This is a genomic window from Mucilaginibacter ximonensis, from assembly GCF_042686265.1.
Classification (GTDB): domain Bacteria; phylum Bacteroidota; class Bacteroidia; order Sphingobacteriales; family Sphingobacteriaceae; genus Mucilaginibacter; species Mucilaginibacter ximonensis.
Genome location: NZ_JBHUPD010000002.1, coordinates 727084 through 746058 on the forward strand (window position 1 = coordinate 727084; position 18975 = coordinate 746058).

The window sequence follows — 18975 nt, forward strand, 5'->3', positions numbered from 1 at the left end:
AAGCAGGTGCAAAAACCACAATAAAATTTACAGGAATATGAATTTTTTTTAGACTGTTTCTAAATAACCAATTGACAGCCAATTACCCGAAACCATTTATATCTTTTGGCTTTTAATAGATACTTTTGCCTGAAATTTCATTTACTTTAAAATAATGAGCGAATTTAAACAAACCTTAAACTCATCGCTGGGCAAGAAGCTGCTTATGGCTTTAACAGGCTTGTTTTTGTGTACATTTATTATAGTACACTTGGCGGGTAACCTGTTTCTTTTTAAAGACGACGAAGGTTTTGGCTTTAATGTGTATGCCAACTTTCTGACACATTTTCCGCCTATTGAGGTTATAGCCTACCTGCTGTACTTCTGCATCCTGTTACACGCTTTGTATGGTTTGATATTAACCATTAAAAACCGCAAAGCACGCCCGGTAAGATACGCTTCTGAGCCAAAGTCGCCGGCATCGTGGTCATCAAAAAATATGGGGCTGCTGGGTGCTATCCTGTTTTTCTTTATCGTGGTGCACATGGGCGACTTCTGGTATAAATACAAGTTTACACACAGCGTAGGCTTTAAACAGTATAGTACAGATCTGTCAACCAACGAAACGCTGGCGATGGACTATACACCTAAAACCCCGGATTTTGAACACTCTGTTACTAATGAGTTTGGTCATGAGATCATCCGCGTAAAAGATCTGCATGCTGTAGTTTCAAACAGCTTTCATAACATTTGGTATGTGATTATTTATGTAATTGCAATGATTGCTTTATCATACCATTTACTGCATGGTTTCCAGAGTGCATTCCAAACCCTGGGCTGGACGCATCGTAAATACAGCCCGGTTGTTAAGTTTATTGGTACCTGGCTTTTTGCCGTGATTATTCCGGTAGGATTTGCGCTGATGCCAATTGTATATTTTTTCTGTAGATAATTGAAATTGATTTACGAATTACGATTTACGGATTACGAATTGCCGGTCAATTCAAAAATCTCTAAATCGTAACTCTAAATTCTAAAATCGTAAATAAGAATGAGTTTAGATGCTAAAATTCCGCAGGGCCCATTAGCCGAAAAATGGAGCAAGCATAAATTTAACTTAAAGCTGGTAAACCCGGCCAACAAACGTAAGTACGACATCATTGTGGTGGGTACCGGTTTGGCAGGTGCGTCGGCTGCAGCATCGCTGGCCGAGCTAGGTTATAACGTTAAGGCATTTTGCTTTCAGGATAGCCCGCGTCGTGCACACTCTATCGCTGCACAGGGTGGTATTAATGCTGCCAAAAATTATCAGAATGACGGCGACAGCGTTTACCGTTTATTTTATGATACTATTAAAGGGGGCGACTATCGCGCCCGCGAAGCCAATGTTTATCGCCTGGCTGAGGTATCAGTAAACATTATAGACCAATGCGTGGCGCAGGGCGTACCTTTTGCCCGCGAGTATGGCGGCTTGCTGGATAACCGTTCATTCGGTGGTTCGCAGGTGTCGCGTACATTTTATGCACGGGGCCAAACGGGGCAACAATTATTATTAGGCGCTTATTCTGCCCTGAACCGTCAGATACACAAAGGCAAAGTAAAAATGTATACACGTACCGAGTTGCTTGACGTGGTGACTATCGACGGCCATGCAAAAGGTATCGTTACCCGTAACCTGGTTAACGGGCAAATTGAAACACACAGCGGCCATGCGGTATTGCTTTGTACAGGTGGGTATGGTAACGTATTCTATTTGTCAACCAATGCAATCGGATCAAACGTTACGGCCGCCTGGCGCGCGCACAAACGCGGGGCTTTCTTTGCAAACCCTTGTTATACCCAAATTCACCCAACCTGTATCCCCGTAACTGGCGACCATCAGTCTAAATTGACATTGATGTCTGAGTCGTTACGTAATGACGGACGTGTTTGGGCGCCAAAAACTAAGGAAGTTGCAGAAAAACTGCGTACTAAACAGCTAACTGCTGCGCAGGTGGCTGAGGCTGACAGAGATTACTTTCTGGAGCGTAAATACCCGTCATTCGGCAACCTTGTTCCGCGCGACGTGGCTTCACGTAACGCCAAAGAAATGGTTGACGATGGCAGAGGTGTGGGTGGTTCAGGTATCGCTGTATTTTTGGATTTTGCTGACGCGATTAAACGCCTGGGTAAAGAAACTGTATCGGCTAAGTATGGCAACCTTTTTGATATGTATTATCAAATTACCAATGAGGACCCTTATACCCAACCCATGCGCATTTACCCTGCGGTACATTATACTATGGGCGGCCTTTGGGTTGACTATAACCTGAGCACCAATATACCAGGCTTGTATGCTTTGGGCGAGTGTAACTTCTCAGACCACGGGGCTAACCGCCTGGGTGCTTCGGCCCTGATGCAGGGTTTGGCCGACGGTTACTTCGTAATCCCATACACTATCGGCGATTATCTGGCTACTATCGGCCCAAAACCGGTTGATACAAATCATCCGGCGTTCGCACAAACTAAGAAGGACGTAACTGATCGTATAGAAAAGCTATTGGCGCTTAAAGGCACCAAAACGGTTAATGAATACCATCGCGATCTGGGCCACATTATGTGGGAATACTGTGGTATGGCCCGCACCGCTGAAGGATTAACTAAAGCTAAAGGCCTGATCAGAGAGCTGCGCGAAGATTTCTGGAAAAATGCTTTGGTAGTTGGTGCAAACGACGAAGTAAACAACTCATTGGAAAGAGCCGGCCGCGTGGCCGACTTCCTGGAACTGGGCGAGCTCATGGTTGATGATGCATTAATGCGTAATGAATCATGCGGTGGCCACTTCCGCCTTGAATCGCAAACTGAAGAAGGTGAAGCCCTGCGTAATGACGAGGTTTATGCCTTTGTAGGCGCCTGGGAATATAAAGGCGATAACCAACCTGAAGAGTTGCACAAGGAAGCGTTGAACTTTGAATTTGTTCATCCTTCGCAAAGAAGTTATAAATAGGGAATGGTTGATTGGGTTGATTAAGCTAATAGGTTATCCCATCGCCTCAAAACATAATATGTGAATAGTTGACCAGGTAGGTAAAGTGTACAACCACTCACTTAATCAACCCAATCAACTCAAAACTTAAAACACATGAGTGGAAATATGAACCTGACGCTGAAAGTATGGCGTCAAAAAGATGCTAACAGCAGCGGTAAAATGGTGACTTACAAGGCTGAGAATATCTCGCCTGATATGTCATTTCTGGAAATGCTTGACGTGGTGAACGAAAGTTTGACCAAAAAGGGCGAAGAGCCGATCCATTTTGATCACGACTGCCGCGAAGGCATTTGCGGTATGTGCTCATTATACATTAATGGCCGTCCTCACGGACCGAAACGTGCTATTACCACCTGCCAGCTGCATATGCGCAGCTTCCATGATGGCGAGACCATTATTATCGAACCATGGCGTGCGGCGGCCTTCCCGGTTATCAAAGATTTGGCGGTTGATCGCTCTGCTTTTGACCGTATACAGCAGGCCGGTGGTTACGTATCGGTTAATACCGGTGGTGTACCCGATGCCAACGTAATACCAATCCCGAAAGTTATTGCCGACGAGGCTTTCAACTCGGCTACCTGTATTGGTTGCGGGGCATGTGTGGCCGCTTGCAAAAATGCTTCGGCTATGCTGTTTACTTCGGCTAAAATATCACAACTAGGTATGTTGCCGCAAGGTCAGCCAGAACGCTGGAGCCGCGTACAAGCAATGGTGGCGCAAATGGACGCCGAAGGCTTTGGCAGCTGTACCAACACAGGCGCCTGCGAGGCCGAGTGCCCTAAAGAAATCACGCTGACCAACATTAGCCGCATGAATAACGACTTTTTCAGCGCGAAACTGTTCAGAGAACAGGCCATTGAACATGATGGTGGCGGTGCTGCATAAAATATATTTATTGTAGGGACGCGATGCTTCGCGTCTCATGTGCATAATGTTTAAGACGTGAAGCATCGCGTCTCTGCAAATAAAAGGCCCGGACGATCATCCGGGCCTTTATTATAACCCCAGGGTCACAAGTTTAGGATGACTCGTAGGCGTTCCAACTATCTAGCCGCACTCACCGTCCCACTCTTGGCCATATTCATCGCACTTTCAGCCAAACGGATAAACTCGGCGCGGTAGCCTTCATCGTCCTTACCTTTTGCGCTTTTTGCTAACGCGATCACCTGCTCGTATTTGGCATTTTGCTTGTATTGCGAATCGCGCAGCAACAGGCCAAACTCAGCTACGGCGGCAGCAAATCTGAAGTCATCCGACGCTTTGTCAGTTTGCATCGCCCCGCCGGCAACCGCAACCTGCTCCATTTTGCTTCTGTCAGACTCCGGATTTTTGTACCTGAATTTAATGGTCATAATCTCTGGCGAGTTGTTGATAGCTTTGTTTTCGGTCGTTTTCTGATATTTCAACGGATCGACACTGCCCATCATATCATCATCTTTTAAACCAGCCGGAATAATTTCATAAAGTGCGGTTACCGTATGGCCCACGCCCATATCGCCGCCCATTTTATTGTCGTTGTTAAAATCTTCCTTAGCCATTAATCTGTCCTCATAACCCAGCAATCGATAGGCTTGAACTTTAGCGGGGTTAAACTCCACCTGCAACTTTACGTCCTTAGCAACGGTAAATAATGTACCGCCAAATTCGTTCACCATTGCTTTGGTGGCTTCGGTAATGTTATCAATATAGGCATAATTACCATGTCCCTTATCAGCCAGCAGTTCCATTTTACTGTCTTTAAAATTACCCATGCCAAAGCCCAATATTGACAGGCTCACTTTGCTTTTGCTTTCTTCGGCTATAATTTGCTCTATGTCTTTATCGCTTGACGGGCCTACATTAAAATCGCCGTCGGTAGCTAAAATAATGCGGTTGTTGCCATGCTTAATAAAGTTGTCCCTGGCAATTTTATAGGCCATTAGAATGCCTGCGGCCCCGGCGGTACTGCCGCCGGCACCTAGTCCGTCAATAGCGTCCTTGATCTTTTGTTTGTCGTTGGCCTTAGTAGATTCAAGCGGAGTACTTACATAACCCGCATAGGTCACAATAGCCACGTTATCAATTGGCCTTAACTGGTCCACCAGCATTTTGAGCGATGTTTTTACCAGTGGCAACTTGTTAGGTTCCATCATTGACCCTGAAACATCAATTAAAAACACCAGGTTAGATGGCGGCAGTTTATCAGCTTCAACATTTTTGGCTTTCAGGCCGATGTTTACCAGCTGATGTTTAGGGTTCCACGGGGCGGTTGCCAATTCAGTTTGAATAGCCACCGGGTCGCCATGGTCAGGTTCAGGCAGGTTATATTTAAAATAATTGATTAGTTCTTCAATACGTACAGCGTCTTTAGGCGGCAGCTGGCCATTGTTAATAAAGCGGCGCACGTTGGCGTATGATGCCGCGTCAACATCGGTAGAAAAGGTTGACAGCGGGTTTTCTAATGGGTTATAAAATGAGTTTTCATTAAGCTCCACATACGATTCGTTAGATGGCATCGAAAAGGCGTATGAAGATGGATATCGCAAGCCTTGTACCTGGTTAACAGATGCCGATTTTCCATAAACCGGGCTAACGGACATCCCTCTGATATTAGCGGTGCCTCGCACACCTGGCGCACCTGTATTATTACGAATATTCAAGCCTGCTACTTTGCCCTGCAATAACTGCGGCACGGTTGCCACCGGGTTATCCTGAACTTCTTTGCCGGTGATGATGTATGAGGCGCCGGTAGTTTGGTCACGGGAGCGTTTAATGTAGCCGCGAACTACAACCTCGTTTAATGGCTGGGTGTAGCTGTGCATGCAAACATTAAGCTCTGATTGCCCGTGTTTAAGTTTAATGGTTTGATTGATATAACCTATGGCTACAAAAGTAAGTGCCTCGCCGTCTTTGACCCTGATGGTATAGCAACCATTAAATGCGGTGCGCGCAAAAGTTTTGCCTGCTATGCCAACACTTACACCGTTTATGGGGTTGTTTGCCGTGTCGGTTACGGTACCTTTAACCGTTACATATTTAATTGGTTTGCTGTTAATTACTGCGGCTGTTTTTGTGGCCGATGTTGCTATGCCGCAAACACTTATAAGCGCTGCCAGCAAAATCAAATACCTTTTCATAATTTATTTTTTAAAGATTTATGGATTTTGGGAGTATGATGCATCATTAGTATGATTTCCATAAATCGTCGAAAAAAATTATTTTGTTTGCACTGCATGAACTTCTTAAAAAGCCAGTCTAACCTTATTGACCTGACCGACGACCGGCTGTTGCTGGAGTATAAGCAAACGGGCAACCTTGGCACCCTGGCTACCCTTTATGAAAAATACATGCACCTGATTTATGGAGTCTGTCTGAAATATTTGCGTGACGAAGAGCAGAGCAAAGACGCCGTAATGCAACTATTTGAGGAGCTGATTGATAAAGCCCGCCGCCACGAGGTAAAAAACTTTAAAAGCTGGCTGCACGTGGTGTGCCGTAATTTTTGTTTGATGCAACTGCGTGCCGGCAAAAAGCTGCAAACAGAATCAATGCCCGATTTTATGGAATTTGCTGACGAGGCGCATCATTATGAAGAAAAAGAGGGCGACATACAGCAGTTGGAGCGGTGTAAGGAGAAATTACCCACGGCGCAGAAATTAAGCATACAACTATTTTACATTGACGAGAAATGCTATAAAGAAATAGCCGACGACACCGGATATACGCTGAATGAGGTGAAAAGCTATATCCAGAATGGTAAACGCAACTTAAAAATATGTTTGGAGAAGAACCGTGAGCACTAATAGAAACGACATATCGCAAATTAACAACTACCTGAAGGGTAAGCTTGACGCGCGGGCCATGTATGAGCTGGAGCGTAACACCCAGGACGACCCGTTTTTGATGGATGCACTTGACGGTTTTGAAATCATCGGTACTGATCAAAGCGCCAACTTGGACGAGCTAAAAACCCGTTTGGCCAATCGCGTTGTAAAGAAAAAAGAACGTAATGTTTTATTGTGGCGTGTTTTACCAATCGCGGCTTGTTTACTGTTATTAATAGGTGGTTACTGGCTATTTGAAACACCTACCCAACAACCTATCCATAACTTTTCGAACGTTAAACATCAAACGCCGGTTATTAAAAACCAGGTTAAAACATCGGCCCCTGGTCTTATAAAGAAACCGGTTGATAGTGTCGAACACTTGGCCAAAAATCATCCGGCATATATTCAATCATCGTCAAAAACAGAAATTAAACCGATTGATACCAATAACAGCGGCCCTGCAAAAAATAATTTGGTTGCCGTAAGAGAAGTGGGTGGCGATGTTAAATCGGCTTTGAAAAACAGGTCGTTACAGGAGCTGGAAAAAGCTCAGGTTAAACAGGATTACGCTTATCAATCGGCTTCAATTAATCAAACTAAAGGCGTCTATGGCAATGCTAATTTACACAAGGGCAAAGACACCAATGCAGCCAGATATCTTAATACCAACCTGGCAGTTGCCAGGTCAAGCAAAAACCCGCGTATTAACGGGGACGATTATTTTGGCAAAGTACAGGCTAAGATACCGCCCGACTCCGTAATAAGAGGTTATGTTAAAATAAACCGGCCTAAAAACGATAGTTATATTATTACCAGCAAAGAGGTTCAGGACAATCCGGTAGGTACACAGGAACAATTATTACAGGGCAAAGTAGCCGGGTTAAATATTCAAAACAATATCGGTGCACCTGGTATGCGCGGCTCGGTTAATATCAAAGGGTTATCAGCCGCTCCGGACTTATCTGACCATCTAATATCAGGTAAAATAACCGATACGGCGGGTAAGCCTTTAGCTGGTGTTACCATTCACGGTGCAAACGCCGCTACAACCACTACCGATGCTAATGGCAGGTATCATGTCCTGGTTAACCGGGATACCGCTATGCTGGTTACAGGTTTGGGATATCAGGCGCAAAATATCATGGTGAAACCCGGGCAATCAAAGCTTGATGTTAAGCTAAAACCCGGTTCACAGGCACTGGCCGAGGTAAGTATACGCGGCTACGTTAAACGCACACGCGACCAAACTACCGGCGCATCATATATTATAACGGGTAAAGAGTGCAAGGAGAACTTAAGATTTAAAAAACGTTTCTTTAGTAAAATAGCCATTGCAGAGCGGTATGTAACCGAGCATGCCAACGGCGACTCGGTTACTACCGTACGGGACGGCAGGTTTTTACGCGCCCTGAAGTTTATCGCCAAACGAGCCCCAACCACTATAACAGCCGACAAAACCGCTTATGGCTATGCCGATTTAAAAGTGTTTGCCCAAAACAAAGAGCGCTGGCTGCACTGGTACGAGTTTAATAAATGCAATAATCTTAAGTAAGCCTGGTTAAGCATTTTCTTCCCAAATAGCGCTCAGGTGCAAAATGGTCATTACAGCTTTTTGCATGTCTTGAACTGATACCCACTCTTGCTTGCCATGAAAAGCGTGCTCGCCGGCAAAAATATTGGGGCAAGGCAGGCCCATGAATGATAATCGCGAGCCGTCGGTACCGCCGCGGATGCTGCATAGCTTAGCGTTCATGCCTGCGCGATTGATAGCTTCCATACCGTACGCTACAATTTCCGGATGCTCGTCAAGCTTTTGTTTCATGTTACGGTACTGTTCGCTCACTTTCAATTCGTATGTAGAGCCGGGAAAATCCTCCAAAACTTCATCAGCAATACGGCGAAGCTCATTGGCATATCTTTCCAGATTTTCTGCCTCAAAATCGCGGAGAATGAAATCAATGGTGGCTTGCTCTACATGGCCGTTTATGCCTACAGGATGTATAAAGCCTTCCATGCCCTCCGTATTTTCCGGCGACTTGTCAAAGGGCAACATAGCAACAATAATAGCGGCTATTTTAATAGCGCTCTCCATCTTACCTTTGGCAAAGCCGGGGTGCGAGCTTACGCCGTTAATGATTAGCCGGGCGCCATCCGCGCTAAAGGTTTCGTTCTCCATATTGCCGGCGCTTTCACCATCGATGGTATAACCTGCATAAGCACCCAGTTTTTTAATATCAACTTTATCTACGCCTCTGCCAATTTCTTCATCAGGTGTAAACAATATTCTGATATTGCCATGCTTAATTTGTGGATTATTGATCAGCTGATAACAGGCATCCATGATTTCGGCTACTCCGGCTTTATTATCAGCTCCCAGCAAAGTAGTGCCGCTCGCTGTGATGATGTCATTACCCAGCTGGTTTTTTAAATCAGGATGCTCATGTATACGTAGTACCTGCGTCTGGTCATCGGGTAAAACCAGGTCAGACCCATCATAATTTTTGTGGATAATGGGTTTAACATTTTCGCCGCTGCAGTCGGGCGAGGTGTCCATATGTGAGCAAAAGCAAATCACCGGGATATTGGGTTTAGCGGTATTGGCCGGCACGGTGGCATAAACATAGCCAAACTCGTCCAGGTGAGCATCGGCAACGCCCATTTCTAAAAGCTCTTTAACTAACAAGTTGCCCAGGTTTTTTTGTTTTGCGGTTGAAGGCTGCGTTTTCGAGGCCGGGTCTGATTGCGTATCTATACTTACGTAACGCAAAAAGCGCTCTGTAACAGTAAAATCGGTAGTCAAATTAAAGTTCATTATATTTACAACGTTATTTCAATATATTTAACTAAAGTAACACTTGTAGGGATTGCTTAATATTTAATTTTTGAGAAAGCTTATACTTTTTATCACGTTAGTTATTGCCGTAGCCACAGCAAATGCCCAGGATAGTTACAATTACTCGCATTGGGGCCTTGGCGTTTTTGGTGGAGTAAATCGCCCTTTTGTCGATCTGAGACAAGCCAATCAGGGCAAGTCATTTGGTGCGGCTGTTTATTATAACCTAACACCTTACGTACCGCTGGGGCTTGAAGTTCAAACAGGCGACCTATCGGGCGGCAGTATCGTTACCGACCCGAGTAAGCGCCAGTTTGACAATCAGTATAAAGCTGTTTTTGTTCACGGCGATTATTCGTTGGGTGAAATATTAGATTATGAGGGTAGTGTATTTGGCAGCATTGTTAAAGATTTTTATATAGGCACCGGCTTTGGGGTTATTGCTAATAATATGAAATTTATACAGCGCTATAACCTGGTAACTTATCAATACCCGCTGCTTACTTACCGTTACCCCGGCAAAGACAAAAGCCTTAGTTTTGCAGTGCCTATCCGTTTTGGGTACGAATTTAAAATTTATAATACTTATGGCGAGCCGTTCATCGGGCTCAATATACAATATGTACATACCATTACCTTTAATGAGGAACTTGATGGGTACAGAGACCCGCCTAGTGTTTTCAAAAACAACTCGCCCGATCAATATGGTTTGCTGCAGGTGGGGCTGAAAGTTAATTTTGGCGATTCTGTTCCTTATACCAAAAGAATTAATTAAGTGAATATTGAAGAACTGCGCGATTATTGCCTGCAAAAACCGGCCGTAACCGAGGGGTTTCCCTTTGGAGAAGAAACGCTGGTTTTTAAAGTTGCCGGTAAGTTGTTTTTGCTGATAGGCCTGGAAGAAGCTAATCGCTTCAACGTAAAGTGCGACCCTGAACTGGCCCAGGAACTGCGTGAGCGCCACCCGGAAGTGCAGCCGGGCTACCACATGAACAAAAAAATGTGGAACACTGTATATATGGACGGCACCCTTACCCGCCGGCAGCTACTCGATATGATTGACCACTCGTACAGTGAGGTGGTAAAGGGGCTGCCTAAAAAAACCCAGGCCGAGATCAATACCGCGTCTGAATAATTCGCTATCTTAACCATCTGTTTTTGCCCGTTTGGTATGATGAAAAAAATGATGCTCGGTTTAGCCGCCTGCTTTTCTGTTAGTATGGCCCGGGCCCAGTTAACCCCTTTTGAGTTAAGTAAGGATAAAAATTATACGGCTACTTACAGCCAGGTTATCAGCTATTATACAGCATTGGCGAAAACTAATTCGCAGATGAAACTAATCAACTATGGCATTACTGATATTGGCAAGCCATTGACGCTGGTGGTTTTGTCGAGAGACAGGATCTTTGATCCGGCGGCAGCCAAAAAACAACATAAACGCGTATTGCTTATTAACAACGGCATTCACCCCGGCGAGCCGGAGGGCATTGACGCCAGTATGATGTTTGCCCGCGATTTACTAAAAAAGAGAGGCCTGCCTAAAGATGTAGTGATCTGTATTGTCGCATTATACAACATCGACGGTAGTTTTAACCGGGGCGTAAGCCGCATTAATCAAAACGGACCAACCTCATACGGTTTTCGTGGTAACTCGCGCAACCTGGACCTAAACCGGGATTTTATTAAAGCCGATAGCCGCAATACCTGGGCGCTTGAAACCATCATCAACACCTGGCAGCCTGAAGTTTTTTTAGACAACCATACCAGCGACGGCGCTGATTACCAATATGTGATGACGCTGATCGAGACGCAAAAAGACAAACAAAACCCAACGCTGGCTAAGTATACATCTGAGAAATTATCGCCTGAGCTATACCGCCGCATGAAGAAGAGCGGCTTTGAGATGACGCCTTATGTTGAGGCTGAGGATAACACGCCCGACTCTGGCATTGTAAGCTTTTTAGAAACACCGCGTTTTGCCACCGGCTATACATCGCAACATAACATTATCAGCTATATTACCGAAACGCACATGCTTAAAGCATTTGACAAACGCGTTTACGCGACCTATGATTTTATGCAGGCCCTTGTTGATATTGTGGAGCGCGACGCCAAACTGATAGGCGAAGTTAAAGCCAAAGCGGATGCCCAAGTAAGCGCTCAAAAAACTTTCGCTTTAGGCTGGAAACCTGATATGCAGCATTACGACACACTGATGTTCAACGGTTTTACAGCGGGCTATAAAACCAGCGAAGTGAGCGGAATGCCCCGCCTGTATTACGACCGCAGCAAGCCGTACACCAAGCCTATCAAATACTATGATAATTATTTACCGACGATAAGCGTCGAGAAGCCGGTAGCTTACATTATTCCGCAGGCCTGGGGTAAGGTGATCGAGCTATATAAACTTAACAAAGTGGCTATGCGCCCTTTAGCTCATGATACGACCTTGGATGTGCAGATGTATTATATCGCCGATTCAAAGACACCTAACAGGCCTTACGAGGGACATTATCTGCACAGTAATGTTAAGCTTAACCCTGCAGATATGAAAATTAAGTTTTATGCCGGCGATTATGTGGTTTACGTTAACCAGCCGCTTAACCGTTTTATTGTGGAGACGCTGGAGCCGCAGGGCGTGGACTCCTACTTTGCCTGGAACTTTTTTGATTCGATATTTGACGAAAAGGAATACTATTCGGCTTATGTGTTTGAGGATGTAGCTGCCGGGCTACTGAAGAAACAGCCCGAACTACGTCAAAAACTGGAAGATGCCAGGGCCAAGGACCCTGTATTGGCTAAAAGTGCATCGGCGCAGTTAAATTTCGTGTATCGCAATTCGCCCTATTTCGAAAAAACCTATCTTCGTTACCCGGTAGCCCGTTTGTTAACGGACGCTAAACTCGACTTGAAATGATTGAAATACTGCACCAGGCGCCTATTGCCTGTTTTATATTTGCTATAACGTTGTTTACTTCTATCATGGCCTTCAGTAACCCTGATTGGTTTGGTAAAATGATGTTTCATCCTTACAGCGTTTATCGCAGGGAGAAAGTTCATACCTTCATTACCAGCGGTCTTATTCATCATGATTACATGCACCTGGCATTTAACATGATATCATTTTACAGCTTCGCTTTTATGCTTGAACAGATCATCGGGCACTGGCAGTTTGGGCTATTGTATGTGGTTAGCCTGATAGTTAGTGACCTGCCATCGCTTGTTAAACATAAAAATGATTGGAACTATTACAGTCTCGGTGCATCGGGCGCCATCAGCGCGGTGGTGTTCAGCTTTATTATGTACGCCCCAATGGCTATGATGCTGATCTTGCCTTTGCCGTTTCAAATACCCGCTATTGTCTTTGGCGTGATTTATCTGGTTTATTGCCACTTTGCCTCAAAACATGCGCGCGACAATATCAACCATGATGCGCACTTATTCGGCGCATTCTGCGGCATAGGCATCACGCTCATTTTAAACCCCGGTGTTGCACCCATGTTTATACACCAGGTTAGCGAGGGAGTGCGATCGTTGCTGCATTGATAAAGTTACCATCGGCATCAAATAAAAAGCTCATAGGCTCTTCGGGGTTTTTGATGATTTCGAGCAACAAAAAGCCCCAGTTTTTCCAGAAGTTTTCAAGCACCTGACCGTATATTTTGTTGAGCCAGTCGTCAAACAGCGGTTTGCTGCTCATTCCGCGCAGCGGTTCGGCTTCAATATAAAGTTCTTCATTAACCGGTAGCAGAGTGTACTCAGGCAAACGGTTAAACAAATAGGCCGAGTAAAACACCCGCCCGCTAAACTCTTCAAACTGTATGGGGTGCAGCGTATTGTTCCCTATTTTATTTAAAATCTCTTTGTGATATTGCTTGTTTGAGCCGTTGTCCTGGAAACAGATGATCAGTCCGAAATCTTTGATGCGTAATGAAAAGGTCAGTGTATTGATCTCATCGCGATAGCCAAACTCCTGGTCGTTATTATCCACCCTAAATAAAAAGACGCTGTAAGGTGTAAAATCATCCAAAATGATGGGCAGATTCAGCGTTTGCAGCATCAGGTGCAGGTTGCTAAATTTATGGATGATAGACTGCGAGATATTAAACTCCTCGCCTGCCGCATGTTGCTGGCGTATGCCGGCTTGTATCTCATTGAAAATAATCCCGTACAACAATTTGCCCGCCCATTGGAAAAGTTTCAGTTCGTCTACAGCTTTTAAAGCATCATAGCCCGAGTTGAAAGCTTGCGCAATTTCATTCTCTAATGGTTCCAGATATGCCTCATTTACCGCCGCCGAGCAGGGCATTTTGATATCTTTATAGGTAGCCATACTTTCATCAAGCATTTTAAAGGGCTTTTCTTCCAATTCGTACATGCTCATTAGCCATTGCGGAAAAACCTGGATGGTTTCTTCAGGGCTGTTAAGCGTTGCTCCGGTCAGGAAACAGTATTTATTACTAAAGTTGGCCCCCTTAAAGGGCTCGTATGGTGTTACTGGCATATTGTATTTATTGAACGCGTAGACTCGCCCGGCCTGCGCTTCGCCAGACCACCCTCTCTTCGCCTGCGGCGGAAAGAGGGTCTGTTTTTCTTTTTTCGCAATCTTCTGTCCCGCCCGCGGAAGAGAGGGTCGACGAGCGCAGCAATGTCGGAGTGAGTCCTCACCGTTATACTTTTATGGCGTCAAAGATAACCATCATTTTAAAAAGAGTATTTTAGCTTTTGGATTATAACATGAAGCTGACTTATCAACCCTTCGAACTGGCGCTGCGCCACCCTTTCACTATTGCTAAATTCTCGCGTACGTTCACGCCGGTTATGCTGGTGCAACTGGAACATGGGGGATATACAGGTTACGGCGAGGCTTCAATGGTGCCATACATGGGCGAAAGCTATGAAAGTGCGACCGCATTTTTAAGTCGCGTTGACCTGAGCCAACTTAAACTTCCTTTTGATTTTGCGGCGATAGTTGATTACCTGGACAGTTTGGCGCCAGGTAATCCTGCTATTAAAGCGGCTATTGATATTGCCCTGCACGATCTGGAAGGGAAAGTGTTAGCTAAACCTTGCTGGGAGATTTTGGGTAGTAATCTAAATTTAATGCCTCCAACCAGTTATACCATTGGGATTGATACGCCCGAAGTGGTGCTGCAAAAGATAAAGGAAGCTGCCGGTTTCAAAGCAATTAAAGTAAAGCTGGGGCGCGATAATGATAAGGAGCTGATTCAAATTATCCGCTCGGTAACGGACGTGCCGGTTTACGTAGACGCTAACCAGGGCTGGACAGACCGCGCGCAAAGCCTGGATATGATTTACTGGCTGCAGGAGCAGGGTGTTGTGTTAATTGAGCAGCCGATGGCAAAGACGGATATTGAGGGGAATGCCTGGCTGACAGCAAATAGCCCGCTGCCTATTATTGGCGATGAGGCGGTGCAGCGTTTGGCAGATGTGGAGAAAGCCTTTGGAGTTTATCATGGTATTAATGTGAAGCTTATGAAGAGCGCCGGTATGTACGAAGCCAGGCAGATGATCAATAAGGCCCTCAAACTGGGTATGAAGATACTGATAGGCTGCATGAGCGAAACCAGCTGCGCCTCGCTGGCGGCGGCAGCGCTTGCTCCGCAATGCGATTGGGCGGATATCGATGGCCCGTTTTTAACCACGAATAACCCATACCAAATGCCAACGTTGATTGATGGAAAATATCAGTTAAGCATGGCGCCCGGTTTAGGATTACAGCTAAAATAAATTTAGAGTTAAACTTTTATCATCGGTGCAAAACCGGTTACTTTGTAAAATGTCTTTGTTTGTAGCCTCCTTAAATTCTGGCAGTAATGGAAATTGTTACTATGTAGGTAACAACGAGGAGGCTGTGTTGGTTGATGTAGGCATATCCTGTAAAGAAACCGAGACGCGTATGGCTCGCCTGGGGCTCACCATGCGTAAAGTGAAGGCTATTTTTATATCACATGAGCATTCAGACCATATACGCGGCGTAGCTGTTTTAGCAAAAAAATACAAGCTGCCGGTTTATATTACGTCACTAACCAGGCTTAACGGCGACCTTACGTTTGAGGCAGCAGTAGATTTTATAGCCGAAAGTCCAATAAATATTGGTGAACTAACGGTTACCCCGTTTTTGAAAATACATGACGCTGCACACCCGCATAGTTTTACTATTGCTTATGCAGGTATAAAGGTGGGTGTGTTTACAGATCTTGGCGCCGTTTGCGAAAACCTGGTACAGCATTTCCAACAATGTCATGCCGCATTTCTGGAGGCTAATTATGATGAGGAGATGCTGGAGCGGGGGCGATACCCTTATCATTTAAAGCGCCGTATCCGCGGAGGCAAAGGGCACTTGTCCAATAAACAGGCGCTGGCTTTGTTTATGCATTACAAGCCTTCTTACATGAGCCATTTGTTTCTGTCACACTTATCAAAAGACAATAACGACCCAGAGTTGGTTTATAATCTGTTTAGTACCCACGCCGGTAAAACTGAGATTGTGGTAGCTTCGCGATACCGCGAATCGGCATTGTACCATATCAGCGGCGATACTATAGTAACAAATGCTCCACTGGTAAACCTGCAAACCAGCCTGTTTTAAGCCTTATCGGTTTTGGTATCTTAATTGTTATAATAATTTACTTTGAGTTAGAACATTTATTTAAATTAGTTGTACTTTTAGTATTATACCATTTATTCCCTTAGTTATTTAAGTAAAATAAACCCCAGCGGCTAATTGGCCGTAATGTAGGTATGGAGCTAAACCCGCAGCATAATCACAAAGCGCAGATCTTGTCGTTATTAGACGACGCTTATGCCTGCCGGACCCATAACCTGAAACGCAGTATTGAACTGGCACAAAACGCACTCACCCTTGCTGAAAACATAAATGACCCTGGCTTGATTGCCAAAAGCTTAAGCCATTTCGCGCTGTTCGCCATGATTACCGGCGAATATGAGCAGGCAGTGAGAATGTCTAACAAGGCCATTGTATTGTACGAGAAACTGGCTGATGACAAGGGTATAGCAGATGCTAAATACAATATTGCCGGTGTATACTATAAAACAACTAATTATCACCTGGGGCTGGTAAATCTGGTTGATTGTATTACCACATACCGCAAATATAATGATCATCATAATCTGGCACGTTCCTTTAAATCGCTGGGCACTATTTATGAGTACCTGGGCGATGAGAAAAATGCCGTGATTGCTTATGAAGATTCTATAACATCTGCAAAAACCGTCGGCGATTTTGATCTTAAATCAAACGCTTACAACCCGCTTTCAGGTATTTATCTTAAACAGGGTAATATAGAGAAAGCGTTGCAACTTATTGAGCGCTCCATTGAACTTAAAAAGCAAACCGGTGATGTGCGGGGTATTGCATTTGCCTACTACGGCCGCGGCAAAGTATATATGGCTCAAAAAAAATTCGGCGAAGCTGAAGCGGATTTTAAAGAAGCTATTAAAATTCACCTTGAAATGGGTGAAACCCTGGGTTTGGGCATGGCCTATCGCAAGCTGGCATCGTTATATGTGGCTATGGGTGAATTGGATCGAGCCAAAGTCGAGATAAAAAAAGGCCTTGATTTTAGTACTGAGTACCAGCTGTCGATGGTTAAATTTGAGTGCTACCATTTGTTGTACGAGATATACAAGCTGGAAAACGACCCGGTAAATGCGCTCAAATACCTTGAGTTGCACATGAAAGAGCGTGAAAGTGTGATCAATACCCAAACTGTGAAAGTTATTGAAAACTACGAGCTCATTAATAAAATGGAGGCTGTTAAAAAGGAAGCCCAGTTACAGCTTGAAAAGGCTGAAATTCTCGAAAAGAAAAATGTTGCCGAACAGTCTGCACAGGTAAAGCAGGAGTTCCTCTCAACCATGAGCCACGAGATACGCACACCGCTGAATGCCGTGATTACCATATCATCGTTATTGGCCGACCGTACTGATCCTGAAGAGCAGGAGATGATTCATGCCCTGCGCTTTGCTTCCAATAGTTTGTTAATGCTTATTAACGACATTTTAGACTTTACTAAGCTGGATGCAGGGAAAACTACGCTTGAGATGCGCCCGGCCAATTTAATACAGTTGCTGGACAATATTAAAAAGACCTATGATAGCTTAGCGAACGAAAAAGGATTGGAGCTTAATTTAGTTATTGATGAAGGCATTGCCGATTCGTACCAAATGGACGAAAACAAGATGGCACAGATACTGGGTAACCTGATAACCAATGCCATTAAGTTCACCTATTTCGGCAAGGTAGATTTACTGGTAGAAAAGAAAGCATCATCGGCGGATGAGGATACCTTACGCTTCACTGTCAATGATACCGGTATAGGCATCCCAGAGGCGCATCTGGAAGAAATTTTTGAAAGCTTTTCTCAGCCGCAATCCATCCGCACGCGTAAGCAGGGGGGCTCGGGTTTAGGCCTGGCCATTGTAAAAAAGCTAATACAGCTGTATAACAGCGATGTGTACGTAAAGAGTAAGGAGGGCTTGGGTTCAAGCTTTTATTTTGAAATCCGGCTCAAACGTTCCGGCAAGCCTGATAAAATTCAATCTAAATATGACGATACCTTAGTGGGCCGTTCGGTTTTATTAGCCGAGGATAACGTGATCAATGCCATGGTTATAGGCAAGTTATTAAAAAACTGGAAACTGAGTGTGGAGCTGGCCAAAGACGGGCTGGAGGCCGTTGCCAAATCGAAACAAAAGCCATTTGATTTTATATTGATGGATATTCATATGCCTGAGATGGACGGCTTTCAGGCTACTAAAACCATCATTACAGACAATACAAACGTAAATTACAAAACGCCCATTTTTGCCTTAACCGCCGACGTAACTGCCGAATATCAGAGCGAATATCATTCATACTTTAACGGATTTTTAAGAAAACCTGTAGAAACAGACAAGCTTTATGATGCTTTGGTAAGCGTCATTTCCTTATGAGATTAGTGGTGGGGGTTGGCAGTCTGTCCGGTCGTTATGAAAACATGAGCGTTAAAAAAGGAGAAGTCCGCTAAAACTTCTCCCTAAAATTAACTGATCTCATTATTCTCATAAAGAACGAATTGGTTTAGTCCGATTGTAACAAGTTTCACAAAAATATAAAATCCTATGTACTAACTAGAATAAATTTTAAAATAATTTATTTTTAATTTTTCGAAATCTTATTCTGCCAAACTTTTAATACCCAAATTAAATAGTTTTCCAATTATTGCCGACTTAATTTCGTCTTAATAAAAAAGCACACCCAAGGTTTGCTGCGGGGTGTGCTTTTTTATTATTAAAAGATATTT

Annotated in this window: 15 protein-coding genes; 12 read left to right on the forward strand and 3 right to left on the reverse strand. The window is 44.4% G+C overall.

The window, feature by feature from the left end; genetic code table 11:
* The first annotated feature begins 154 nt into the window (after positions 1-154).
* The 3 genes from ACFS5N_RS10855 to ACFS5N_RS10865 all read left to right on the forward strand — a co-directional run bounded on the left by ACFS5N_RS10855 (position 155) and on the right by ACFS5N_RS10865 (position 3892).
* Positions 155-931 (forward strand): succinate dehydrogenase cytochrome b subunit, encoded by a 777-nt coding sequence (locus tag ACFS5N_RS10855; protein ID WP_377185218.1) that lies wholly within the window; start codon positions 155-157, stop codon positions 929-931.
* 99 nt (positions 932-1030) lie between these two features.
* Positions 1031-2965, forward strand: a complete 1935-nt coding sequence (locus tag ACFS5N_RS10860) for a fumarate reductase/succinate dehydrogenase flavoprotein subunit (RefSeq protein WP_377185220.1) — start codon at positions 1031-1033, stop codon at positions 2963-2965.
* A 135-nt stretch (positions 2966-3100) separates the two neighbouring features.
* Positions 3101-3892: a succinate dehydrogenase/fumarate reductase iron-sulfur subunit gene (locus ACFS5N_RS10865; RefSeq protein ID WP_377185222.1), complete on the forward strand. Its 792-nt coding sequence runs from the start codon at positions 3101-3103 to the stop codon at positions 3890-3892.
* 158 nt (positions 3893-4050) lie between these two features.
* Here ACFS5N_RS10865 and ACFS5N_RS10870 read toward each other — a convergent pair whose 3' ends face one another.
* Positions 4051-6123, reverse strand: a complete 2073-nt coding sequence (locus ACFS5N_RS10870) for a vWA domain-containing protein (RefSeq protein WP_377185224.1) — start codon at positions 6121-6123, stop codon at positions 4051-4053.
* 96 nt (positions 6124-6219) lie between these two features.
* Here ACFS5N_RS10870 and ACFS5N_RS10875 point away from each other — a divergent pair, with 96 nt between their 5' ends.
* Together ACFS5N_RS10875 and ACFS5N_RS10880 are read left to right on the forward strand one after the other, a co-directional pair.
* On the forward strand, positions 6220-6789 hold the full coding sequence (locus ACFS5N_RS10875) for an RNA polymerase sigma factor (RefSeq protein WP_377185226.1): 570 nt from the start codon (positions 6220-6222) through the stop codon (positions 6787-6789).
* Complete coding sequence (locus tag ACFS5N_RS10880) at positions 6779-8365, forward strand: carboxypeptidase-like regulatory domain-containing protein (RefSeq protein WP_377185228.1); 1587 nt, start codon at positions 6779-6781, stop codon at positions 8363-8365. The genes ACFS5N_RS10875 and ACFS5N_RS10880 overlap by 11 nt, the downstream gene beginning before the upstream one ends.
* A gap of 6 nt (positions 8366-8371) precedes the next feature.
* On the opposite strand, the gene pepT is transcribed toward ACFS5N_RS10880, so the two are convergent.
* Entirely contained in the window at positions 8372-9625 is a 1254-nt protein-coding gene (pepT, locus tag ACFS5N_RS10885) for a peptidase T (protein WP_377185230.1), read from the reverse strand.
* 70 nt (positions 9626-9695) lie between these two features.
* Between pepT and ACFS5N_RS10890 the strand changes: the two genes are divergently transcribed.
* From ACFS5N_RS10890 to ACFS5N_RS10905, 4 genes are read left to right on the forward strand one after another with little or no spacing between them, the layout of a single operon-like run.
* The gene (locus ACFS5N_RS10890; protein ID WP_377185232.1) at positions 9696-10421 is read left to right on the forward strand and encodes a hypothetical protein; all 726 of its coding nucleotides are present in this window, start codon (positions 9696-9698) and stop codon (positions 10419-10421) included.
* A complete protein-coding gene (locus ACFS5N_RS10895) occupies positions 10422-10781 on the forward strand; it encodes an MmcQ/YjbR family DNA-binding protein (protein WP_377185234.1) in 360 nt (119 codons plus the stop codon).
* A gap of 36 nt (positions 10782-10817) precedes the next feature.
* Entirely contained in the window at positions 10818-12563 is a 1746-nt protein-coding gene (locus tag ACFS5N_RS10900; protein WP_377185236.1) for a M14 family zinc carboxypeptidase, read from the forward strand.
* Positions 12560-13192: a rhomboid family intramembrane serine protease gene (locus ACFS5N_RS10905; RefSeq protein ID WP_377185238.1), complete on the forward strand. Its 633-nt coding sequence runs from the start codon at positions 12560-12562 to the stop codon at positions 13190-13192. Before ACFS5N_RS10900 ends, ACFS5N_RS10905 begins: the two co-directional genes overlap by 4 nt.
* On the opposite strand, the gene ACFS5N_RS10910 is transcribed toward ACFS5N_RS10905, so the two are convergent.
* Positions 13161-14150 carry a hypothetical protein gene (locus tag ACFS5N_RS10910; protein ID WP_377185240.1) on the reverse strand — a complete coding sequence of 330 codons (990 nt, stop codon included), beginning with the start codon at positions 14148-14150 and terminating at the stop codon, positions 13161-13163. The genes ACFS5N_RS10905 and ACFS5N_RS10910 overlap by 32 nt on opposite strands.
* A 233-nt stretch (positions 14151-14383) precedes the next feature.
* On the opposite strand from ACFS5N_RS10910, the gene ACFS5N_RS10915 reads away from it, so the two are divergent.
* The 3 genes from ACFS5N_RS10915 (at position 14384) to ACFS5N_RS10925 (ending at position 18625) form a co-directional block, all read left to right on the forward strand.
* The gene (locus ACFS5N_RS10915) at positions 14384-15397 is read left to right on the forward strand and encodes a dipeptide epimerase (protein ID WP_377185242.1); all 1014 of its coding nucleotides are present in this window, start codon (positions 14384-14386) and stop codon (positions 15395-15397) included.
* 49 nt (positions 15398-15446) lie between these two features.
* Positions 15447-16259 carry an MBL fold metallo-hydrolase gene (locus tag ACFS5N_RS10920; protein ID WP_377185244.1) on the forward strand — a complete coding sequence of 271 codons (813 nt, stop codon included), beginning with the start codon at positions 15447-15449 and terminating at the stop codon, positions 16257-16259.
* Between the two features lie 152 nt (positions 16260-16411).
* A complete protein-coding gene (locus tag ACFS5N_RS10925; RefSeq protein WP_377185246.1) occupies positions 16412-18625 on the forward strand; it encodes an ATP-binding protein in 2214 nt (737 codons plus the stop codon).
* Positions 18626-18975 lie beyond the last annotated feature (350 nt).

What these genes read in the sequence shown, in the direction of transcription:
- ACFS5N_RS10855 (WP_377185218.1), top strand. Translation starts at nt 155, where the DNA reads ATGAGCGAATTTAAACAAACCTTAAACTCATCGCTGGGCAAGAAGCTG.
- ACFS5N_RS10860 (WP_377185220.1), top strand. Translation starts at nt 1,031, where the DNA reads ATGAGTTTAGATGCTAAAATTCCGCAGGGCCCATTAGCCGAAAAATGG.
- ACFS5N_RS10865 (WP_377185222.1), top strand. Translation starts at nt 3,101, where the DNA reads ATGAGTGGAAATATGAACCTGACGCTGAAAGTATGGCGTCAAAAAGAT.
- ACFS5N_RS10870 (WP_377185224.1), bottom strand. Translation starts at nt 6,123, where the DNA reads ATGAAAAGGTATTTGATTTTGCTGGCAGCGCTTATAAGTGTTTGCGGC.
- ACFS5N_RS10875 (WP_377185226.1), top strand. Translation starts at nt 6,220, where the DNA reads ATGAACTTCTTAAAAAGCCAGTCTAACCTTATTGACCTGACCGACGAC.
- pepT (WP_377185230.1), bottom strand. Translation starts at nt 9,625, where the DNA reads ATGAACTTTAATTTGACTACCGATTTTACTGTTACAGAGCGCTTTTTG.
- ACFS5N_RS10900 (WP_377185236.1), top strand. Translation starts at nt 10,818, where the DNA reads ATGATGAAAAAAATGATGCTCGGTTTAGCCGCCTGCTTTTCTGTTAGT.
- ACFS5N_RS10905 (WP_377185238.1), top strand. Translation starts at nt 12,560, where the DNA reads ATGATTGAAATACTGCACCAGGCGCCTATTGCCTGTTTTATATTTGCT.
- ACFS5N_RS10910 (WP_377185240.1), bottom strand. Translation starts at nt 14,150, where the DNA reads ATGCCAGTAACACCATACGAGCCCTTTAAGGGGGCCAACTTTAGTAAT.
- ACFS5N_RS10915 (WP_377185242.1), top strand. Translation starts at nt 14,384, where the DNA reads ATGAAGCTGACTTATCAACCCTTCGAACTGGCGCTGCGCCACCCTTTC.
- ACFS5N_RS10920 (WP_377185244.1), top strand. Translation starts at nt 15,447, where the DNA reads ATGTCTTTGTTTGTAGCCTCCTTAAATTCTGGCAGTAATGGAAATTGT.
- ACFS5N_RS10925 (WP_377185246.1), top strand. Translation starts at nt 16,412, where the DNA reads ATGGAGCTAAACCCGCAGCATAATCACAAAGCGCAGATCTTGTCGTTA.